19 protein-coding genes are annotated in these 18743 nt (G+C 70.7%); 8 read left to right on the top strand and 11 right to left on the bottom strand.

The features are described 5' to 3' along the window. The 3 genes from LGM42_RS25840 to LGM42_RS25830 form a co-directional block, all read right to left on the bottom strand. On the bottom strand, window positions 1-381 hold the full coding sequence (locus tag LGM42_RS25840) for a type II toxin-antitoxin system VapC family toxin (protein WP_226233657.1): 381 nt from the start codon (window positions 379-381) through the stop codon (window positions 1-3). Further along, window positions 381-608, bottom strand: a complete 228-nt coding sequence (locus LGM42_RS25835; protein WP_060317144.1) for a type II toxin-antitoxin system Phd/YefM family antitoxin — start codon at window positions 606-608, stop codon at window positions 381-383. Before LGM42_RS25835 ends, LGM42_RS25840 begins: the two co-directional genes overlap by 1 nt. 106 nt (window positions 609-714) lie before the next feature. Beyond that, window positions 715-1764, bottom strand: coding sequence for a LysR substrate-binding domain-containing protein (locus LGM42_RS25830; protein ID WP_226233655.1), 1050 nt, complete (start codon window positions 1762-1764; stop codon window positions 715-717). 106 nt (window positions 1765-1870) lie between these two features. On the opposite strand from LGM42_RS25830, the gene LGM42_RS25825 reads away from it, so the two are divergent. Beyond that, window positions 1871-3139: an MFS transporter gene (locus LGM42_RS25825; RefSeq protein ID WP_226233653.1), complete on the top strand. Its 1269-nt coding sequence runs from the start codon at window positions 1871-1873 to the stop codon at window positions 3137-3139. Window positions 3140-3181: 42 nt separating this feature from the next. Here LGM42_RS25825 and LGM42_RS25820 read toward each other — a convergent pair whose 3' ends face one another. Together LGM42_RS25820 and LGM42_RS25815 are read right to left on the bottom strand one after the other, a co-directional pair. Further along, window positions 3182-5383: a TonB-dependent receptor gene (locus tag LGM42_RS25820; protein ID WP_226233651.1), complete on the bottom strand. Its 2202-nt coding sequence runs from the start codon at window positions 5381-5383 to the stop codon at window positions 3182-3184. Window positions 5384-5525: 142 nt separating this feature from the next. Further along, entirely contained in the window at window positions 5526-6173 is a 648-nt protein-coding gene (locus LGM42_RS25815) for a glutathione S-transferase family protein (protein ID WP_226233649.1), read from the bottom strand. 112 nt (window positions 6174-6285) lie between these two features. On the opposite strand from LGM42_RS25815, the gene LGM42_RS25810 reads away from it, so the two are divergent. Beyond that, window positions 6286-7206, top strand: a complete 921-nt coding sequence (locus LGM42_RS25810; RefSeq protein WP_226233647.1) for a LysR substrate-binding domain-containing protein — start codon at window positions 6286-6288, stop codon at window positions 7204-7206. Window positions 7207-7215: 9 nt separating this feature from the next. Here the strand turns inward: LGM42_RS25810 and LGM42_RS25805 are convergent, their stop codons facing one another. Genes LGM42_RS25805 through LGM42_RS25795 form a run of 3 tightly spaced genes read right to left on the bottom strand, consistent with a single transcriptional unit; the run spans window position 7216 to window position 11212 of the window. Further along, window positions 7216-9441: a xanthine dehydrogenase family protein molybdopterin-binding subunit gene (locus LGM42_RS25805; protein WP_226233645.1), complete on the bottom strand. Its 2226-nt coding sequence runs from the start codon at window positions 9439-9441 to the stop codon at window positions 7216-7218. Beyond that, the gene (locus tag LGM42_RS25800; protein ID WP_226233644.1) at window positions 9438-10439 is read right to left on the bottom strand and encodes an FAD binding domain-containing protein; all 1002 of its coding nucleotides are present in this window, start codon (window positions 10437-10439) and stop codon (window positions 9438-9440) included. Before LGM42_RS25800 ends, LGM42_RS25805 begins: the two co-directional genes overlap by 4 nt. 17 nt (window positions 10440-10456) lie before the next feature. Further along, window positions 10457-11212, bottom strand: a complete 756-nt coding sequence (locus LGM42_RS25795) for a (2Fe-2S)-binding protein (RefSeq protein WP_226233643.1) — start codon at window positions 11210-11212, stop codon at window positions 10457-10459. Window positions 11213-11769: 557 nt separating this feature from the next. Between LGM42_RS25795 and LGM42_RS25790 the strand changes: the two genes are divergently transcribed. Next, the gene (locus LGM42_RS25790; RefSeq protein ID WP_226233642.1) at window positions 11770-12057 is read left to right on the top strand and encodes a hypothetical protein; all 288 of its coding nucleotides are present in this window, start codon (window positions 11770-11772) and stop codon (window positions 12055-12057) included. Between the two features lie 219 nt (window positions 12058-12276). Here the strand turns inward: LGM42_RS25790 and LGM42_RS25785 are convergent, their stop codons facing one another. Next, window positions 12277-12900: an RBBP9/YdeN family alpha/beta hydrolase gene (locus LGM42_RS25785; protein WP_059576476.1), complete on the bottom strand. Its 624-nt coding sequence runs from the start codon at window positions 12898-12900 to the stop codon at window positions 12277-12279. 345 nt (window positions 12901-13245) lie between these two features. On the opposite strand from LGM42_RS25785, the gene LGM42_RS25780 reads away from it, so the two are divergent. Genes LGM42_RS25780 through LGM42_RS25765 form a run of 4 tightly spaced genes read left to right on the top strand, consistent with a single transcriptional unit; the run spans window position 13246 to window position 15888 of the window. Beyond that, window positions 13246-14187, top strand: coding sequence for a 2-hydroxyacid dehydrogenase (locus LGM42_RS25780; protein ID WP_226233641.1), 942 nt, complete (start codon window positions 13246-13248; stop codon window positions 14185-14187). A gap of 32 nt (window positions 14188-14219) precedes the next feature. After that, a complete protein-coding gene (locus LGM42_RS25775; protein ID WP_104011836.1) occupies window positions 14220-15152 on the top strand; it encodes a hydroxymethylglutaryl-CoA lyase in 933 nt (310 codons plus the stop codon). Window positions 15153-15178: 26 nt separating this feature from the next. Then, window positions 15179-15685, top strand: a complete 507-nt coding sequence (locus LGM42_RS25770; RefSeq protein WP_059641268.1) for a YbaK/EbsC family protein — start codon at window positions 15179-15181, stop codon at window positions 15683-15685. Then, a complete protein-coding gene (locus tag LGM42_RS25765; RefSeq protein ID WP_060317100.1) occupies window positions 15682-15888 on the top strand; it encodes a DUF1289 domain-containing protein in 207 nt (68 codons plus the stop codon). The genes LGM42_RS25770 and LGM42_RS25765 overlap by 4 nt, the downstream gene beginning before the upstream one ends. 254 nt (window positions 15889-16142) lie before the next feature. Here LGM42_RS25765 and LGM42_RS25760 read toward each other — a convergent pair whose 3' ends face one another. Continuing rightward, window positions 16143-17045, bottom strand: coding sequence for a DMT family transporter (locus tag LGM42_RS25760; RefSeq protein ID WP_226233639.1), 903 nt, complete (start codon window positions 17043-17045; stop codon window positions 16143-16145). Between the two features lie 112 nt (window positions 17046-17157). Between LGM42_RS25760 and LGM42_RS25755 the strand changes: the two genes are divergently transcribed. Next, window positions 17158-17649: an Lrp/AsnC family transcriptional regulator gene (locus tag LGM42_RS25755; RefSeq protein WP_050014344.1), complete on the top strand. Its 492-nt coding sequence runs from the start codon at window positions 17158-17160 to the stop codon at window positions 17647-17649. A gap of 49 nt (window positions 17650-17698) precedes the next feature. Here the strand turns inward: LGM42_RS25755 and LGM42_RS25750 are convergent, their stop codons facing one another. Continuing rightward, complete coding sequence (locus LGM42_RS25750) at window positions 17699-18595, bottom strand: alpha/beta fold hydrolase (protein ID WP_226233638.1); 897 nt, start codon at window positions 18593-18595, stop codon at window positions 17699-17701. Between the last annotated feature and the right edge of the window lie 148 nt (window positions 18596-18743).

The raw sequence follows: 18743 nt of genomic DNA, 5'->3' as shown, positions 1-18743 counted from the left end.
TCAGACTGTCAGAATTTGAGACTCACCATACTGCGCAAGGTGGCTGTCGGCCGTGACGAGCAGCAACGGTTCGCACCACGCCTGCGCCATGAGCAACCGGTCGAACGGGTCGCCATGATGAGGTGGCAAATGACGCACGGCAGCACCGTGCGTGGCCCGGACCGGCAACTCGCGGTATCTGCTGGCCCTCAGCTTGTCGACCAGACGATCCACGTCGACGTCCAGCTTTCCCTTCCCGGCCTTGATCGCCACTTCCCAGATGCTCGCGCTGCTGATGAATACTTCCTCGGCCGAATCGATCAAGCTGCGCGCACGCATGCTCAGTTTCGGATTATTCGCAACCATCCATAGAAAGATGTGCGTATCGAACAGAAGCCGCATTACTTACCTTCGAACGCGTCCAACAAATCGTCGGGGAGTGGCGCATCGAAGTCGTCAGCGATCCAGACTTCTCCCTCCATCGCCCCGTATGGGTGAATCGGCTCGAGCGGTACGAGCCGTACCGCCTGCTTGCCTTTCTGTGTAATCACGACGCGCTCGCCGGCAATCGCGGCATCGAGAAGCCGTTGGAGATCGAGCGCGGCTTCGGGGAGAGTGGCAACTTGCATGACAGGCTCCATTGGGTGACCCGCCATTGTTACGACATTCACCCTGTTGCACCAATAGGCCGAACGTCCAGCGCCTCGGGCACCGGCCAGCTCGCCGCCTCCGGAATCACGCCGCCACCGCCCCCTCCGTCGCCCCCCGCACCGCCTGCGTGACGATCCGCGCGAGCCGATCGACCGTCGGCGTCGCCGACGACGTACGCCGCAGCAGGATCAGCGGCAGGCTCGGCAGCGCCGGCAGCCCGCACGACGCCGCATCGAGCCCGCGCACCGACGCGGGCAGCCCGTAATGCGAGCGCACCGTGAGCCCGAGACCGGCCGCCGCGGCCGCCCATAGCCCGGCCAGGCTCGGCGTCGTGAACGCGACGCGCCACGGCACGCCCGCGCGGTCCAGCGCATCGGTCGCCGCGCCGAAGAACCGGCACGGCCGGTCGAACACGACGAGCGGCAACGGCTCGCCCGCCGCGCGCACGGCGCGATCGTGCGTTTCGTCGCCGCCGCTCGCGCCGCCCCGCGCGCCCGCGTCCCCGCCGCCATCCGGCACGCCGAGACCACCGCCCGCCGCGCCGATCCACTGCATCGGCACGTGCGCGATCGCTTCGCTGTCGATCCCCGCCCGCGACACGAGCGCCGCCGACGCCGGATCGCCCCATACGAGCGCCAGATCGAGCTGGTTCGCATCGAGCCGGTCGAGCAGATCGGCGTTGCGCGCCACGCGCGCCTCGATCTTCACCTTCGGATGCGCGCGCGCGAAGCGCCCGAGCACGTCGGGCAGGATCGCTTCACCGAAATCCTCCTGCAACCCGACCCGTACCCAGCCGTCGAGATTCACGCCGCGCACGGCCGCGGCCGCCTCGTCGTTCAGCTCGATCATCCGCCGCGCGTAGCGCAGCATCGCGTCGCCGGCGTCGGTCAGCGCGAGCCCGCGCCCGGCCTTCACGAACAGCGGCGTGCCGGCCTGCTCCTCGAGCTTGCGGATCTGCGCGCTCACCGCCGACGACGAGCGCGCGACGCGATCGGCCGCCTTCGCGAAACTGCCGAGATCCACGCCCGCGACGAGGCTGCGCAACGCCGCGACGTCGAAGTTGGGCCGCGCGAGCGCGGCATCGGCGCCCGCGACGGCCTCGCCGCCATCGCGCGAAGTGTCTTGTCCGACCATCTCAACCATCCTGATTTATCGAACGATTCATCAAAAACTTTCCGATTTTCAGGATGAATGTAGGCCGCCAGACTGTGGACGTCAACTTCGAACCGGGCCTGCCGTCATGGACACCTCGTGCATCGCTTCCCCCTCTTCGCCTGCCCGCGACGGGCGCGGGCCAGCCCATCGCTGGCGCGTGCTGGCCGCCGGCGTCGCCGCGAACATGAGCTTTTCGGCCGCCGCGGCCGGCATCCCGACCACGGCCGTGTGGATGCGCGCCGCGTATCACCTCGACAACGGCGCGCTCGGCCTCGTGCTGGGCGCGCTCGGGTTCGGCGTCGCGCTGTCCGAGCTGCCGTGGGGAATCGCCGCCGACCGCTTCGGCGACCGCCGCGTGCTGCTGACCGGGCTCGTCGCGACGGCCGCGATGCTCGCGCTGATGGTGGGCACGATCGTCCCGACCGCGCACGCGGTGCCGCCGCTGATGCGGGTCGTCGCGGCCATGTGCTGCGTCGGCCTGCTCGGCGGCAGCGTGAACGGCTCGAGCGGACGTGCGGTGATGCGCTGGTTCGGCGAGCGCGAGCGCGGGCTCGCGATGAGCATCCGCCAGACGGCCGTGCCGCTCGGCGGCGGCCTCGGCGCGGCGCTGCTGCCGTCGCTTGCGTCGCATGCGGGCTTCGCCGCGGTGTACGGCGCGCTGATGCTGCTGTGCGCCGGCTCGGCCGCGTTGACGTGGCGCTGGCTGCACGAGCCGCCCGATGCGCCGGCTGCGACGCCCGTCACCGCAGGCCGTCCCCTCGCGCCGCCATCGCCGGCCGCACCGATGCGCAGCCCGCTCGCGAGCGGCCGCGTGTGGCGCATCGTGCTCGGCATCGGCGCGCTGTGCGCCCCGCAGTTCGCGGTGCTTACGTTCGCGACCGTGTTCCTGCACGATTTCGGCCGGCTCGGCCTCGCCGGCATCAGTGCGGCAATGGTCGCGCTGCAGGTCGGCGCAATGGTGATGCGCGTGTGGAGCGGCCGCCATACCGACCGGTACGGCAACCGGCGTGCGTACCTGCGCGGGTCGGTGTGCGTCGCGGCCGGATCGTTCGCGCTGCTCGCGGCCGCGACGGCCGGCAGCCCGCACGTGCCGCTCGCGGCCATCGTCGCGATTCTCGTGTTCGCTGGAATCTGCGTATCGGCGTGGCACGGCGTCGCGTACACCGAGCTCGCAACGCTCGCGGGTGCGAACCACGCCGGCACCGCGCTCGGGATGGCGAATACGGTCGTGTATCTCGGGCTGTTCGCGACGCCGCTCGCGATTCCGCCGCTGCTGGCCGTCAGTTCGTGGAGCGTGGTGTGGCTCGCGACCGCGCTGATCGCCGCCGCGACCTACCCGCTGTTCGCGCGATAGCGGGCCGACGCGGCAACGTTCGCGGCAGCGTGCGCGAGACGGTCAGAACTTGTACACGGCCGACAGCATCGCCGAACGGCCGTCGCCGAACTCGACGGCCGACGATCGCGACTCGCTTCCCAACACCTGCCGCACGCGCTCGACATACGCGCGGTCGAACAGGTTGTCGATATTCAGCTGGAAACGCAGCCGGCGGTTCACTTCGTAGCCGGCCATCAGGTTGTGCACCCAATACGCGCCGAGCTGGCTGCCGCCTTCGGACGTCACGTTGCGCCGGCCGACGAAGTGCGAGCCGTAGCCGATCGTCCAGCCTGCCGGCAGCCGATAGGTCGTCCACAGGTTGAGCGCGTGCCGCGGCGTGTTGCCGAGTGCCTGCCCATCGCGGCGCGGCGTGGCCGGCGAACTGAGCGTGACGCTCGCCAGGTACGTGTAATTCGCGAACACGTCCCACTGCGGCGTCACCTTGCCGGCCGCGCCGAGCTCGATGCCGCGCACGCGCTGCCGGCCCACGAGCGCGTAGCTGCCGTCGGCCATGCGCTCGCGCGCGTTTTTCTTCTCGGTCTGGAACAGCGCGCCGTTCAGCGCGATGCCGGCCAGCCCTTCCCATTTCGTGCCGAGCTCGAAGCTCTCGTTTTTCTCGGGCGCGAGCGACTCGGTCGCCGCGTTGAGGCCCGAGCCGTTGCTCACGAGAAATTCGGCGGACGGATTGAACGACGTGCCGTACGAGAAATACACGCGGCCGTTCTCCGTCGGTTTGAACACGAGCCCCGCGCGCGTGCTCAGATGGCGGTCGCCGCTCGCCGCGCGCTCGGTCGGCTTGCCGGCCGGCGTGCTTTCGGCCCAGCCGTCGATCCAGTCGTGCCGCAGCCCGACGTCGATGTCCCAGTAGCGGCCGAGCGAGAGCGTGTCGAACGCGTACAGCGCCTTCACGATGAGCTCGGTATCGCTGCGCGCGCTGTTCTCGCGCTTCGCGGGGCCGAGCCACACGCCGGGCGGCGCGGCGAGCGCGAAACCGTTGGCCGGATAGAAACGGTCGAGCCCGTAGGAATACGTGGTGCGACCGTACGTTTCCCGCGAAATTTCGAAGCCCGTGACGAGCGTGTGCCCGATGCCGAACGTCGCGAATTCGCTCGTGACGTTGGTCTGGTTCGCCCACATCGCCGTCGACGCATCGCGGCCGTAGCCCTGCGGCCCGGCCGGCTTGTAGCGCCCCGGCGGCAGCCCCTGCAGATTCACGTGCGACGCGGACACCACCGTATCGCGATTCAGGTGCGTGTAGCGGCTCAGGTTCTGCACCTTCAGGTGCGGCGACACGTCGTGCTCGGCCTTGACGGTGAACGTGTCGGACATGATGCGTTCGCGATCGAGATTGCGCCAGCCGAAGTAGCTGTCGCGCGACACGCCGGCCAGCACCTGCCCGTCGCGCGCAGGCAGCCCGTAGTCGGGCAGGTTGTTGTCGTACTGGTGGAAATAGCCGAGCGTGACGCGCGTGGGCGTGCCGAGGCCGAACGCGAGCGACGGCGCGACGCCCCAGCGCCGCTTGCGGATGTCGTCGCGGCCCGGCACGTCGTTGATGTGCGCCATCGCGTTCAGGCGGAACGCGGCCTTGCCGTCGGCGCCGGGCAGCGGCTGGTTCGTATCGAGCGTCACGCGGCGGTAGTCGGACGTGCCGAGCACCGCGCCGGCTTCGGTCAACGCGCCGGCCTTCGGCGTCTTGCTGACCAGGTTCACCGAGCCGCCCGTGGTGCCGGCGCCGCCGAACACCGAGTTCGGCCCCTTGATCACCTCCACCGCGTCGATGTTGAACAGGTCGCTGCGATTGTTCTGCGCGCTGTCGCGCAGCCCGTCGAGCTGCATGTTCGCGTTCGCGCCGAAACCGCGGATATTGAAACTGTCGCCCGAGCCCCCGCCGCCCTCGCCCGCGTTGAACGTGATGCCAGCGACGTTCGACAGCGCTTCGCGCAGGCTCAGCGCCTGCTGTTCGTCCAGCACCGCGCGCGGCACGACGGTGATCGTCTGCGGCACGTCGAGCAGCGGCGTCGCATATTTGGCCGAGCCCGACCGATCGACGCGCGAGCCTGCGTCGTGCGCGCCGCGAACGAAGATCGGATCGAGGTGCGGCGCCTGCCCCGGCTCGCCTTCTTCCGCGCACGCCGGCGCGGCCGCACAGGCGATCATCGCGAACGCGACGGACGCGGTCGCGCGACGCGGCGGCGTCGCGCTCGACAAAATGCAACTGCTCATGCTCACTCCATTCCATTGATGATAATGATTCTCATTTAAATGGAATGGCGTCGACACCGCAATTGGACACGTCCGAACTTCGCGGTCCGAACGAACGCGCGACCGAAACGCCGGAGCAGCGCGTCAGGCCCGCGTCGGCCGCTCAGGTCGCTTGCGCGGCCTCGCGCGCCAGCGCGCGCCGCGCGGCCGGCCGTCCGGCCTCGCGCTGCGCATGCGCGGTCCATGCGGGATGCCGCGTCATGTCGAGCCCGATCGCGACGCCCCAGCGATACAGCACGAGCAGGAACGGATCGACGATCGAATGCGCGCCCGGCTCGGCCCACGTGCGGCCGTCGGCCAGCAGGGCTTCGATCGACGCGTTCGCGGCCTCGATCGTGCTGCGCCCATGCGCGCTGATCGCGCCGTGCAGCGCCGGATCGTCGATGAAACGGCCCGGCCGCCACAGCGCGCCGTAGCCGACGCCGTGCACCCAGCCGACCAGCCAGGCGAGCCATTCGTGGCAGCGCGCCTCGCGCAGCGGATCGTCGAGCGGCAGCAATTGCGCGTCCGGATAGCGGCGCGCGAGATACGTGAGGATCGCCGGCGTTTCGGTCAGCACGCGCGGCTCGCCCGGAATCGCGAGCACGGGCACGCGCGCCTTCGCGTTGATCGCGAGGTAGCGCGCTTCGAGGTTCTGCCGCTGCTTCACGGAGACGATCTCGACGTCGAACGGCGCGCCGGTTTCCTCCAGCGCGATGTGAGCGGCGAGCGAGCAGGCGCCCGGCGAAAGATAGAGACGATAGGCGTTCATGGCGGTGGGGCCCGACGGGGCTGTGGAAGACGGAACCGAGTGTAGGAACGCATGCCGGCACGCGGCAAACGATGAATTGTCGTGCTCGAGCATTAGTGTTACTAATACCCGCATGCGACGCATCCATCTCCCTCCGCTGCAGACGCTGCGCGCGTTCGAAGCCGCCGTGCGGCTGCAGAGCTTCACGCGCGCGGCGGACGAGCTCGCGCTCACGCAAGGCGCGGTCAGCCAGCACATCCGCGCGCTCGAGGCGCAGCTCGGCTATCCGCTGTTCACGCGCGAACGCAACGGCGCGACGCCGACGCACGCCGCGCACGCGCTCGCGCTGCAGGTGCGCCAGGGCCTGAGCGTGCTCGAACGCGCGTTCGAGCCGGCGCTGGCGGTGCGCCGCCGCCCGCGCACCTGCGACGCGACGCTGAACGTGAGCGTGCTGCCGAGCGTCGCCGAGCGCTGGCTCGCGCCGCGCCTGGCGCGTTTCTCGGCCGCGCATCCGCACATCTCGATCGTGCTGCATCCGGACGTGGCGCTCGCGCCGCTGCGCAAGCGCGACCGCATCGACGTCGCGCTGCGCTACGGGCCCGGCACGTGGCCCGGTGTGGTCGCCGAGAAGCTGATGAACGAGACGATCTTTCCGGTCGCGAGCCCCGCGTACCGCAATCGCGACGGCGTCGCCCCGCGCGCGCCGGCCGATCTCGTGCGCGCGACGCTGCTGCGCCATCCCGCGCAACCGTGGGAACCGTGGTTCCAGGCCGCGCGGCTCGACCTGACCGAATCCGCGCGCGCACCGCGCTTCACCGATGCGAACGCGCTGATCGCCGCGGCGCTGCAAGGCCGCGGCGTCGCGCTCGCGCGCCGCTCGCTGATCGAGCCCGAACTCGCGAGCGGCACGCTCGTGCGTGTGTCGAGCGTGCGCATCACCGACGTGTATGCGCACTACGTCGTGTGGCGCCCCGGCCATCCCCGCGAAGCGGCGATCCGCACGTGGCTCGACTGGCTGCGCAGCGAAGTGCGGCGCAGGACGCCGCGGCGCTGACGCCGGCGCTCACGCGCGCACCGGCATCGCCACCTTGTCGAGCGTGATCGGCAGATCGCGCACGCGCACGCCGGTCGCGTGATAGACCGCGTTGGCGATCGCGGCCGGCACGCCGGTGATCCCGATCTCGCCGATGCCGCGAATGCCGAGCGGATTGAAATGCGTGTCGCTTTCGTCGACGAAGCTCACGTCGAGCTCGCCGATGTCCGCGTTGACGGGCACGTGGTATTCGGCGAGATTCGCGTTCGTGAAGCGGCCGTGCCGCACGTCGAGATGCGAGCCTTCCTCGAGCGCGGTGCCGAGCCCCCACACCATCCCGCCGATCAACTGGCTGCGCGCGGTCTTCGCGTTGAGCAGGCTGCCGACGCTGTAGACGCCGACGATGCGCGGTACGCGAATCGTGCCGAGCTCGGCGTCCACGTGCACTTCGGCAAACACCGCGCCGAACGAATGGGACGCATAGCGCGACTTCTCGTCGCCGGGCTTCGCCGTCGCCTGCGCGTCGATCGGCTGGCCGCCCGCACGCGCGATCACCGCCGCGGCCGGATCGCGCCGCGACGGCTCGCCGCGATGCACGACCCAGCCGTTGTCGACCGTCACGTCGTCGGCCGCGGCGCCGTGCAGCGGCGAGCCGGGATCGGCGATCGCCAGCGCGATCAGCTTCGCACGCGCCTGCAGCGCGGCCTCGCGCACGGCGGGCGCCACGCTCGCGGCCGACTGCGAGCCGCCCGATACCGGCGCGCGCGGCAGGCTGGAATCGCCGAGCGCGAAGCGCACGTTCCGCGGCGCGAAACCGAGCGCGTCGGCCGCGACCTGCGTCATCACCGTGTAGGTGCCGGTGCCGATGTCCTGCGTGCCCGACGCGACTTCGGCCGTGCCGTCCGGCAGGATGCGCGCACGCGCGGACGCTTCGCTGCGGTTCGCCGGATACGTGGCGGCCGCCATCCCGAGACCGATCAGCGTGTCGCCGTCGCGCATCGTGCGCGGCGCGCCGGTGCGGCGCGACCAGCCGAAGCGCCGCGCGCCGACCTCGTAGCACGCGCGCAGCTCGTTGCTCGACCACGGCTTGCCGTCCTGCGGATCGACCTCCGCGTAGTTCGCAAGCCGCAGCGCGACCGGGTCCATGCCGAGTTGCCATGCGAGCTCGTCCATCGCCGATTCCAGCGCGAACGAGCCGGACGCTTCGCCGGGCGCGCGCATGAACGTCGGCGTGCCGACGTTCAGCGACACGATCCGGTGCGTGGTCGCGTGGTTCGGCACCGCGTACATGATCCGCGACGGCATCCCGCACATCTCCATCCAGTCCTCGAACGTCGACGTGGTGGCGATCGTGTCGTGGCGCATCGCGGTCAGTTTGCCGTCGCGACGGGCGGCCAGCACGACGCGCTGTTCGGTGAACGGCCGCCCGCCGACCGGGCCGAACATCTGCGGCCGCGTCAGCGCTAGCCGGACCGGGCGCCCCACCTGCTTCGCCGCCATCGCGCACAACGACACGTGCGACCACGACGAACCCTTGCAGCCGAAGCCGCCGCCGAGGAACGGCGAAATCACGCGCACGTGTTCCGGCGCGATGCCGAACACGGCGGCCACGGCCGTGCTCGCGCCCGACACGCCTTGCGTCGCATCGTGCAGCGTGAGCGTCGGGCCGTCCCAGCGCGCCATCGTCGCGTGCGGCTCGATCGGGTTGTGGTGCTGCATCGGCGTCGTATAGGTTGCGTCGACGCACACCGCGCCTTCGCGCAAGCCGGCATCGACGTCGCCGCGCTGCGTGTCCATCGCGCGGCCCTGCTGCTTCGGCGGCACGCGCGCGCCGCGCTTCGCGTGCGCGAAATCCACTACGGCATCGCCCGCGCGATAGCGCACCTGCACGGCATGCGCGGCGTCGGTCGCCTGCTCGAGCGTTTCGGCCACGACGACCGCGACGGGTTCGTTGCTGTAGCGCACCGTGTCGTCCTGCAACAGCGTGAGCCGGCGCCCCGCGGGCGGCGACAGCGGCGGCCGGCCGCCGTTGGGCAGCCGCATCGCGTTCTCGTGCGTGATCACGAGCAGCACGCCGGGCATCGCGCGCGCACGCGCCGTGTCGATCGATTCGATGCGGCCGGATGCGATCGTGCTCGTCACGAGCACCGCGTGCGCAAGCCGCGTATCGGGGAACTCGGCCGCGTAGTGCGCGCCGCCCGTCACCTTCAGGCCGCCGTCGACGCGGTCGAGCGGCTGTCCGGTCAGCGTGTTCATGCGGTACCTCCGGTCGGTCCGGCGGCGGTCTTCACCGCACGCACGATCGCGCGCTGCGCGAGCGCGACCTTGAAGCCGTTGCCATCGAGCGGCGTTGCGTCGCGCAGCGCGAGCGATGCCGCTTCATTCAGCGCGGCATCGCTCAACGCGTGCCCGGCGAGATGCTGCTCCGCGACCGTCGCGCGCAACGGCTTGTGCGCGACGCCGCCGAGCGCGATCCGCGCATCGGCGATGCGCGGGCCGTCCATCCGCAGCGCGGCGGCGACCGACACCAGCGCGAACGCGTAGCTCGCGCGGTCCCGCACTTTCAGATAGTGCGCATGGTCGGCGAAGCGCGGCGGCGGCAAGTCCACCGCGGTGATCAGCTCGCCCGGTTCGAGCGTCGTGTCGAGATCGGGACGATCGCCCGGCAAGCGGTGGAACGACGCGATCGGAATCTGCCGCGCGCCGCGCGGGCCGCTCACCTGCACGACGGCGTCGAGCGCGGCGAGCGCGACGCTCATGTCCGACGGGTTCACCGCCACGCACTGCGGGCTCGCGCCGAGGATCGCGTGCATCCGGTTGTGGCCGCCGATCGCCGCGCAGCCGCTGCCCGGCTCGCGCTTGTTGCACTGCGCGAACGCGGGATCGTAGAAATACGGGCAGCGCGTGCGCTGCATCAGGTTGCCGCCGACGGTCGCCATGTTGCGCAATTGCGCGGACGCGCCGGCGAGCAGCGCCTGCGACAGCAGCGGATAGTCGGCGCGCAGGCGCGGATGATCGGCCGCATCGCTGTTGCGCACGAGCGCGCCGATGCGCAGGCCGCCGTCGGGCAGCGCATCGACCGCGTCGAGGCCCGCGATGCGCGTGATGTCGATGAGCGCGACGGGCCGCGCGACGCCGCCCTTCATCAGGTCCAGCAGGTTCGTGCCGCCGCCGATGAAGGCCGTGCCGGGCCGCTGCGCCGCGCGCACGGCGCCGGCGACGTCCATCGCGCGTTCGTAGGAGATCGCTTCCATTGCGGTGCCCTCCGCCGCTAGCCATGCGCCGCATGCGCGGCGCGCACGGCGGCGACGATGTTCGGGTACGCGCCGCAGCGGCACAGGTTGCCGCTCATGCGCTCGCGGATCTCGTCGTCCGACAGATGCGCGGGGCGGCGCCGCACGTCGTCGGTGGCGGCGCTGCCGGCGCCCGCCGCGAACTCGTCGAGCAGCGCGGTCGCCGAGCAGAGCTGGCCGGACGTGCAATAGCCGCACTGGAACGCATCGTGTTCGACGAACGCGCGCTGCACCGGGCTCAGCTCGCCGCCGCGCGCCAGCCCTTCGACGGTCGTGATCCGCTCGCCTTCGTGCATCACCGCGAGCGTCAGGCATGCGTTGATGCGCCGCCCGTCGACGAGCACCGTGCATGCGCCGCACTGCCCGCGATCGCAGCCCTTCTTCGCGCCCGTGAGGCCGGCGTATTCGCGCAGCGCGTCGAGCAGCGTGACGCGCGGTTCGAGCTGCAGCGTGTACGCACGCCCGTTGATGTCGAGATGCACGGGCCGCGCCGGCACCGAATCGCGGCGGGGCGCGGCCGGTGCGGCTGCCGCGTGCGGCGGCTGCGGATGAACGTGCGAGGCGGCGCTGACGGTCGCGGCAGCCGCCGCGGATTGCAGGAAGCGGCGCCGCGCGGCGCTGGGCGGCGTATCGTGCGGCGACGGCGCCGCCGCTGAATGGCCGGGCCCGCGCGGCGCCGCGGCGGCGTCGCGCGCCGGCTCGGCGGACGGAGAATCGGATCGATCGCTGGACATGACTTCTGCTCGCTCCATGGTTGATGGACGCGGATGTGCCGCCCGCGCCCGGAGGGCGGCGCGGGCGGCACGCGCATCGCGCAACGAGCAATTCCGGTGCCGCGAAACGGGGGGAGCAGCGCCCATGTGCAATGCCGGCCCCGCCTCGTGGCGCGCACCGGGCGGCAAACGGGCCGGGGCGTCGGTGACTGCGCGTCCATGACGCCGCGCTGGCGCACGGCTGGCCGTTCGCTGACGAAGCGGCAATAACGCCCGGATTTTTTGACGTGACCGGCAACGCATCGGTCACAAATTGCCGGCCGCATGTGCCGTGCCGCGCATGGCGTCCGCCTCGCCACGGCCGGGCCGCGGCGTTGCGCGCCGTGTAAATGCGCGCAGCATCCGCGTTCGCTGGAAAATTCCGCCATGCACGCCGCGGCCGATTACCGCGAAGGCAGCCGGTCAGCGTGACGAAAACATGTCGCGACCCCGCCGGAATCGCAAACGATTCACCGAAACGTCGCATCGCGGCGGCATACTCGAAAACGTTTCCCGATCAGCCTGCCAGGAGAGAAGTCATGCGTCGCGTTTTCGTCGCCGTCGTTCTGTGTGCCGCCGTGTTCGCCGCCGCCTGCAGCGACGACGCACCGCACGACGCCAACGCGACCGACGCCGCCGCGCCGCAGGCCGGCGCATCGAACGGCGCCGCCAGCGCGTTCAACAGCGACGCGACCGCGAACGCCGCCGCGTCGGATGCCGCACCGCTCGCGCCGCCCGTCGTGCACTACCCGCCCGATGACGACGACGATGCGAAGCCCGCCACGAACGCGGCCGCGTCGAGCGCCGCCGCGTCGATGCCGGGCTGATCCCGCTGTCGCCTGACAGGAGTCGGTACCGCTCGGGGAGAGCGGTGGGCGCTCGCGTCGCGCCGCCACCGGCATGACGACACGGTGGATGGCGGCGTGAACGGCATGCCGCGCCGCTTCGCGGGCCGTGTCGAGCATGGCCGCGCCGCTGTTCGGCCCCGGCCGCCGTCAGGCCCGTTTCCGCGCCGTAGGCGCGACAGCCACCGCGCGGCCTGCGCGTCAGACCGCGTGCGCGAGCGCGCGGTCGACGCGCGCGGCCTCGAAGCCGTCGTCCGCGTCGCGAAAGCGCAGCGGCGCCGCGCAATGCACGAGCGTGTCGATGAAGTACTTCGCGCGCGGCCACGGCCCGAAGCCGGCCGCCGTGTTGATGTGCCCGGCGTCGCCGAGGTTCACGAACGCGCTGCCCAGGCGCTGCGCGAGTGCGCGCGCATCGGCGAGCGGCATCCACGGATCGGTCTCGCTGCCGATCACGATCGACGGCACCGCGAGCCGGCGCGCGTCGAACGGTCCGGCAAACGTGAATTTCTTCGGGCTGGCCGGCGCGACGAACAGCACGCCCGCCACATCGCCCACGTGCGGCCACTGCGCGAGCGCATGCGCGGCCGCGAGGCAGCCGAAGCTGTGCGCGGCGAGCACGAACGGGCCGCGCTCGCGATCGAGCAGCGCGCGCACCGATTGCGCCCAGCCCGCGAGATCGGGCGCGTCCCAGTCGTGCTGCTCGACGCGCAACGAGCGCGGGAACTGCCGCTCGAGCCACGTCTGCCAGTGGGCGCCTTCGCTGCCGTGCAGGCCCGGAACGGTGACGAGCCGCGGCGGCCACGCCGATTTGCTGCATGCGCGCATGATTGCCCTCGCTTGCTTGAACACGAGGTTCGATTGTGGCGTCGGGTCCGCGGCGACCGAACCAATATTTTGTGCTTTGCTTTTGCGCGGGGCCACGACCGGCGGCGGCCCGGCCACCGCGCGACGACGGCCCGCATCGGCCGCACGCTCCGTGCGGCGGCGCAATGTGCGGCGAAACCGTAGAATGTGGGCTTCCCGTCAGCTTCACACGGAACCGTCCCCGCGCCGACGCGCCGGGCCGGCCGTCAGGAGTCGCCCGATGTCCGCCATGTCCGCCGGCGCGCCGCGCCCGGCTTCGCTCGCCGTTCCCGTGACGCGCCTCGCCGGCGCGCGCGCCGCCACGCAATGAAGATCCTGTTCCATTCACCGCATCAGGAAGCCGGCGCCTGGCGCGACGAGATCGCGCGGGCGCTGCCGGAAGCCGAACTGCGCGCGTGGCAGCCGGGCGATACGGCCGCCGCCGACTACGCGCTCGTATGGCGCGCGCCGCGCGAGTTCTTCACGCCGCGCGACGGCCTGCGCGCGATCTTCAACCTCGGCGCGGGCGTCGATGCGCTGCTCGCGCTCGAGCACGCCCATCCGGGCACGCTGCCCGCGCACGTGCCGCTGGTGCGGCTCGAAGATTCGGGCATGGCGCGGCAGATGGTCGAATACGTGACGCACGCGGTGCTGCGCTACCTGCGCCGCTTCGACGAATACGACCTGCTCCAGCGCGAACGCCGCTGGCAGCCGCTCGAACCGCACGCGCGCGCAAGCTTCACCGTCGCCGTCCTCGGGCTCGGCGTGCTCGGCGCGCAGGTCGCCCGCGCGCTCGCCGCACTCGGCCTGCCGGTACGCGGCTATAGCCGCAGCGTGAAGCAGCTCGACGGCGTCACCACGTTCGCCGGCGACGACGCGTTCGACGCATGCATCGACGGCGCGAAAGTGCTCGTCAATCTGCTGCCGAGCACGCGCGACACCGACGGCATCCTGTCGGCGCGCGCATTCGCGCGGCTCGCGCGCGGCGCATACGTCGTCAACGTCGCGCGCGGCGCGCATCTCGTCGAAGCCGACCTGCTCGACGCGCTCGCGAGCGGCCAGGTCGCCGCGGCCACGCTCGACGTGTTCCAGCACGAACCGCTGCCGGACGACCATCCGTTCTGGCGCGCGCCGCGCGTCACGATCACGCCGCACAGCTCGGCCGAGACGCTGCGCGCGGAAGCCGTCGAGCAGATCGCCGGCAAGATCCGCGCGTTCGAGCGCGGCGCGCCCGTCAGCGGCATCGTCGACTACGCACGCGGCTACTGAATTCCGCCACAAAGAGAAACCAGGAGACAACCATGACGTTCCCCACCGCCGTCAAGATCGTCGAAGTCGGCCCGCGCGACGGCCTGCAGAACGAGAAGACCTTCGTGCCGACCGACGTGAAGATCGCGCTCGTCGACCGGCTGTCGCGCGCCGGTTTTCGCAACGTCGAGGCCGCGTCGTTCGTGTCGCCGAAATGGGTGCCGCAGATGGCCGACGGCGCCGACGTGATGGCCGGCATCGAGCGCCGCGCGGGCACCGTGTACTCGGTGCTCACGCCGAACCTGAAGGGCTTCGAGCATGCGCTCGCCGCCCGCGCGGACGAAGTCGTGATCTTCGGCGCGGCGAGCGAGGCGTTCTCGCAGCGGAACATCAACTGCAGCATCGCGGAGAGCATCGCGCGCTTCGAGCCCGTCGCGAAGGCCGCGAAGGATGCGGGCCTGCGGCTGCGCGGCAGCGTGTCGTGCGCGCTCGGCTGCCCGTACCAGGGCGAGGTGCCGGTGGCGTCGGTCGTCGACGTCGTCGAGCGGTTCGCCGCGCTCGGCTGCGACGAGATCGACATCGCCGACACGATCGGCGTCGGCACGCCGAAGCGCACGCGCGAAGTGCTCGCGGCGGTGACGCGCGTGTTCCCGCGCGAACGCCTGTCGGGCCATTTCCACGATACCTACGGCCAGGCGCTCGCGAACATCTACGCGGCGCTGTTCGAAGGGATCGAGATCTTCCACGCGTCGGTCGCGGGCCTCGGCGGCTGCCCGTACGCGAAGGGCGCGACCGGCAACGTCGCGACCGAGGACGTGCTGTACCTGATGCAGGGCCTCGGCATCGAGACCGGCATCGATCTCGCGCAGGTCGTCGCCGCAGGCGACTTCATCTCCAACGCGATCGGCCGCGCGAACGTGTCGCGCGCCGGTCGTGCACTGCTCGCCAAGGCGCAGAGCGCGGCCGACGCCGCGAACTGCGCCTGATCGCGCCACTCCACGGATTCTCCAACATGACGACACCCGCTTCATTCGATTCCCTGCCCGATTCCGCGCGACGCGTCGCGCTGCTGCTGCGCGAGCGCGGCCATGCGAAAGGCATCGTGATGCTCGCCGAAACCGGCAAGACGTCGGCCGAGGCCGCGGCCGGGCTCGGCTGCTCGGTCGCGCAGATCGCGAAGTCGATCCTGTTTCGCCGGCAGGCCGACGACGCGCCCGTGCTCGTCGTCGCGAGCGGCGTCAACCGCGTCGACGAAAGGAAGGTCGCCGCGCAGGTCGGCCCGGTCGGCCGCGCGGATGCGAAGTTCGTGCGCGACAACACCGGCTACGCGATCGGCGGCGTCTGCCCGATCGGCCATCTGGTCGAACCCGTCACGCTGATCGACGCCGACCTGCTCGCGCTCGACAGCCTGTGGGCCGCCGCCGGCCATCCGCACGCGGTGTTCAACCTGTCGCCGCACGAGCTCGTGTCGCTGACGGGCGCGCCCGTCGCGGACGTCGCGTTGCGGGAGCCCGCATGAGCGACGCGACGATGCCGGTCGCGACGGTCGCGTCGCCGTGCACCGACGTCTGCCGGATCGATCCGCGCACCGACTGGTGCGCGGGCTGCCTGCGCACGCGCGGCGAGATCAAGGGATGGCGTACGTCGGACGACGACGCGAGACGCGCGCTGCTCGCGCAGCTCGACGCGCGGCGGCGCCTGATCGCGGGCAGCGAGACATAAAAAAAAGCCGTTCAGCCTCACGGGCGAACGGCGTCGAGATCGGAATCCTGTGAACGTGATCAACGTCACAGCCCGCATCATACGAGCGACGCGGCCGCATCGCATCGGGTGTTTCCCTACAACTTCTTACAGCGCTTTTCGCGCACGCGCACGGCGTCCGCGCGACGTCATTCCGCAGGCACGCTTCACTCGCGACACGCGCATTCGACGCGCCGCGGCGTGAGCGCGCCGCCGCGCCGAATCCTCTGACCGTTTCAGTTGCCGACCGCCGTGCGACGGGCCGGCACGATGCGCCAGCCGAGGTTCACGCCGGCCGCCGCGAGCAGGATCAGCAGCGCGCCGAATACCTGCGTCCAGGCGAGCGTCTGCCCGAACGCGACGCGATCGACGGCGATCGCGACGACCGGATAGACGAACGACAGCGCGCCCGTCATCGCGGTCGGCAGCTTCTGGACCGCGCCGTACAGCAGCACGTACATCAGCCCCGTGTTGACGATGCCGAGCACGATCAGGTCGGCCCATTGCCCGGCCGTCGCCGGCAACGTGTCGAAGTGCGCGAACGGCGCGAGCAGCAGGATGCCGAGGCCGACCTGCAGCAGCGCGAGCAGATGCGGCGGCGTGCCCTTCAGGTGCTTCGTGATGATCGACGAGATCGCGTACAGGAACGCCGCGCCGAGCGACAGCGCGACCCCTTCCAGGTATTCGCCGGGCACCGCGAGCACGGCCGGTTCGACGCGCACCACGAACACGAGCCCGGCGAATGCGAGCGCGAGCCACGCGAGCGTCGACACGGTGATCCGCTCGCGGAACACGATCGCGCCGAGCGCGACCAGCATGAACGGCTGCGTGTTGTAGACGGCGGTCGCCATCGAGATCGACGCGCGCGAATACGCGGCGAACAGCAGCAGCCAGTTCGCGACGATCGCGAGGCTGCCGAGCGTCGTGAGCACGAGCATCCGCGGCGAGAACAGCGAGCGGCGCAGGAAGCCGAACGCCGCACAGACGATCGCGAGCGTCGCCGTGCCGAACACGCAGCGGAAAAACACGACATTGGTCAGCGGCTGCTGCGACGACATCACGAGCCAGCCGATCGTGCCGGACATCAGCATCGCGACGATCATCTCGGCGGCGCCGCGGCGAATTTCATTCGAGGCCATCAGGAACTCCGTTGAAGAGCTTGGATGAGTTCGATTCTAGAAACTTGCTTTCGCTGAAACCACGGCTAAACTGAAGCGAATCAGCCGATTGACCTTCGAAAGCAAAGCGATCATGCCGAAACGCCTTTCCCCGCCCGCCGTCGCGTCGCTCGACGCGACCGACCGTGCAATCGTCGCCGCGCTGGCCGACGACGCCCGCATCGCGACCAGCGAACTCGCGCGGCAGATCGGGCTGTCGGCGCCCGCCACGGCCGACCGCGTGCGGCGGCTCGAGGCGCAAGGCGTGATCGCCGCATTCACCGTCGAGCTCGACCCGCGTGCGCTCGGCTACACGCTGCAGGCGATCGTCCGCGTGAAGCCGCTGCCGGGCCAACTGCATCTGGTCGAGGAATTGCTGCGGCGGATTCCCGAATTCGTCGAATGCGACAAGGTGACCGGCGACGACTGCTTCATCTGCCGGCTCTACCTGCGCACGATCGAGCACCTCGACGACATCCTGTCGAAGGTGACGGAGCGCGCGGAGACGAGCACCGCGATCGTGAAATCGACGCCCGTGCCGCGCCGCCTGCCGCCGCTCGTCGAAGACGACCACGCGCACCGCTGAGCCGCGGCGCGCACCATCGGGCCGCCGGCGGCGCGCGCCGCCCAGCCCGTCACGCGGCTGGGTCGCGCGCCTCGAAGAACGCGAGCAGTTCGTCGATCAGCGCGGCCGGCGCCTCTTCCGCAATGTAGTGCCCGCAGTCGAGCGCGCGGCCGCTGACGTCGCGCGCGACGCGACGCCACTCGTCGAGCGGATCGAAGCAGCGGCCGACGACGCCGTGCTCGCCCCACAGCACGCGCAGCGGGCACGCGACCTTGTTGCCGCGTTCGAGGTCCGCACGGTCGTGCTCGAGATCGATCGTCGCCGACGCGCGGTAGTCCTCGCACATCGCATGCACGGCGCCCGGCTGCGCGAGCGCCGCCCGGTACGCGTCGAGCGCCTCGGGCGCGAACGGCGCCAGCCCGGCCGACCGGTTGCCCATCACGCGTTCGACGTACGCATCGGTATGCGCGCCGATCAGCGTCTCGGGCAGCGGCTCGGGCTGGATCAGGAAGAACCAGTGGAAATACGCGGTCGCGAACGCGCGATCGGTTTTCTCGTACATCGCGAGCGTCGGCGCGATGTCGAGCAGCATCATCCGCTCGACGGCATCCGCGTGATCGAGCGCGAGCCGGTGCGCGACCCGCGCGCCGCGATCGTGCGCGCACACATGGAAATGCTCGAAGCCGAAATGCCGCATCACGGCGACCTGGTCCGCCGCCATCGCCCGTTTCGAATACGGCGCGTGCCGCGCGTCGCTCGGCGGCCGGCCCGATGCGCCGTAGCCGCGCAGGTCGGTGGCGATCACCGTGAAGTGATTCGCGAGCGTCGCGGCAACGCGATGCCAGATCATGTGGGTCTGCGGATGGCCGTGCAGCAACAGCAGCGGCGGCCCTGCGCCTCCTTTGACACCGAAGATGTCGGTGTCCTGCACCGTCACGCGAAACGATGCAAACGCGTCAAACGACATGGTTTGTTTCTCGTTGGTTTGTTATGGCGGCTATTTTAAAAGTGCCGGCGCGTCTTCACAGCGAGGTCACCACCCGAAACCGTAGAAAGAGAACACTCACTCGATTGCCGGCCCACCGCGCCTTTTGCTAAGCTCGCGTAGAATCGCA

The sequence above is a fragment of the Burkholderia sp. AU39826 genome (assembly GCF_020419965.1).
Lineage (GTDB): Bacteria > Pseudomonadota > Gammaproteobacteria > Burkholderiales > Burkholderiaceae > Burkholderia > Burkholderia semiarida.
This window is presented reverse-complemented; position numbering and strand designations above follow the sequence as displayed.

Coding starts and splice junctions, on each gene's coding strand:
- LGM42_RS25840 (WP_226233657.1), bottom strand. CDS start 381: ATGCGGCTTCTGTTCGATACGCACATCTTTCTATGGATGGTTGCGAAT.
- LGM42_RS25835 (WP_060317144.1), bottom strand. CDS start 608: ATGCAAGTTGCCACTCTCCCCGAAGCCGCGCTCGATCTCCAACGGCTT.
- LGM42_RS25830 (WP_226233655.1), bottom strand. CDS start 1,764: ATGGTCGGACAAGACACTTCGCGCGATGGCGGCGAGGCCGTCGCGGGC.
- LGM42_RS25825 (WP_226233653.1), top strand. CDS start 1,871: ATGGACACCTCGTGCATCGCTTCCCCCTCTTCGCCTGCCCGCGACGGG.
- LGM42_RS25820 (WP_226233651.1), bottom strand. CDS start 5,383: ATGAGCAGTTGCATTTTGTCGAGCGCGACGCCGCCGCGTCGCGCGACC.
- LGM42_RS25815 (WP_226233649.1), bottom strand. CDS start 6,173: ATGAACGCCTATCGTCTCTATCTTTCGCCGGGCGCCTGCTCGCTCGCC.
- LGM42_RS25810 (WP_226233647.1), top strand. CDS start 6,286: ATGCGACGCATCCATCTCCCTCCGCTGCAGACGCTGCGCGCGTTCGAA.
- LGM42_RS25805 (WP_226233645.1), bottom strand. CDS start 9,441: ATGAACACGCTGACCGGACAGCCGCTCGACCGCGTCGACGGCGGCCTG.
- LGM42_RS25800 (WP_226233644.1), bottom strand. CDS start 10,439: ATGGAAGCGATCTCCTACGAACGCGCGATGGACGTCGCCGGCGCCGTG.
- LGM42_RS25795 (WP_226233643.1), bottom strand. CDS start 11,212: ATGTCCAGCGATCGATCCGATTCTCCGTCCGCCGAGCCGGCGCGCGAC.
- LGM42_RS25790 (WP_226233642.1), top strand. CDS start 11,770: ATGCGTCGCGTTTTCGTCGCCGTCGTTCTGTGTGCCGCCGTGTTCGCC.
- LGM42_RS25785 (WP_059576476.1), bottom strand. CDS start 12,900: ATGCGCGCATGCAGCAAATCGGCGTGGCCGCCGCGGCTCGTCACCGTT.
- LGM42_RS25780 (WP_226233641.1), top strand. CDS start 13,246: ATGAAGATCCTGTTCCATTCACCGCATCAGGAAGCCGGCGCCTGGCGC.
- LGM42_RS25775 (WP_104011836.1), top strand. CDS start 14,220: ATGACGTTCCCCACCGCCGTCAAGATCGTCGAAGTCGGCCCGCGCGAC.
- LGM42_RS25770 (WP_059641268.1), top strand. CDS start 15,179: ATGACGACACCCGCTTCATTCGATTCCCTGCCCGATTCCGCGCGACGC.
- LGM42_RS25765 (WP_060317100.1), top strand. CDS start 15,682: ATGAGCGACGCGACGATGCCGGTCGCGACGGTCGCGTCGCCGTGCACC.
- LGM42_RS25760 (WP_226233639.1), bottom strand. CDS start 17,045: ATGGCCTCGAATGAAATTCGCCGCGGCGCCGCCGAGATGATCGTCGCG.
- LGM42_RS25755 (WP_050014344.1), top strand. CDS start 17,158: ATGCCGAAACGCCTTTCCCCGCCCGCCGTCGCGTCGCTCGACGCGACC.
- LGM42_RS25750 (WP_226233638.1), bottom strand. CDS start 18,595: ATGTCGTTTGACGCGTTTGCATCGTTTCGCGTGACGGTGCAGGACACC.